This window comes from Bacillus sp. FG16 (assembly GCF_057809515.1).
Genome location: NZ_JBMDKC010000308.1, coordinates 1 through 559, shown reverse-complemented (window position 1 = coordinate 559; position 559 = coordinate 1). Strand labels below are relative to the sequence as shown.

The 559-nt window shown below is 30.2% G+C and carries 1 pseudogene; it reads right to left on the bottom strand.

What is annotated here, in order from left to right:
- Positions 1-559: pseudogene (locus tag ACODS7_RS32455) on the bottom strand (Tn3 family transposase); the annotation flags it as partial.

Here is a 559-nt window from a genome sequence, read left to right as displayed (position 1 = left end):
TCTTTTAAATGTTGTTCGATGGGCTGTTGTAGCTTAGTTAAATTGAAATCTTGAATCATACTTTCTTTATGTACCCACGTATTTTCATCGACTAAATCATCTTCAAAACTTCTATACTGTATGCTATCTCTACAAAAAATATCTCCTGATTGTAAGCGATGCCATAAAGAATGATAAATTAAAAATTCATATCGATCTATTAGTAAACGTTTTGAATGCGCATCATCTTTCGTGTAAAGATAACGTTTAGTCCCATTTTGTATAAAGGTTTGTGGAATATCTTCGATATCATATTTAAGTAAAGTTTTCCGTTTCATCAAAACTTCTTTTAAAAAGTGTATTGCATCCATAAGAGAATCTTCAATATCTGTTGTAACAAAATCAATTGTCATAAAAATAGGACGAATTTGTCTCTTAAATTGTAAAGCTAATGCATCAATACGTTCCCAACGGAATGCTTTTTCATCTATCTTTGAAGTATTCAAGATTTGATTTGCTAGCTCAGCTAATTTAGGACGGTCTAGGATAGAAAATACACGTCTTTGTATGTCTTTAAATA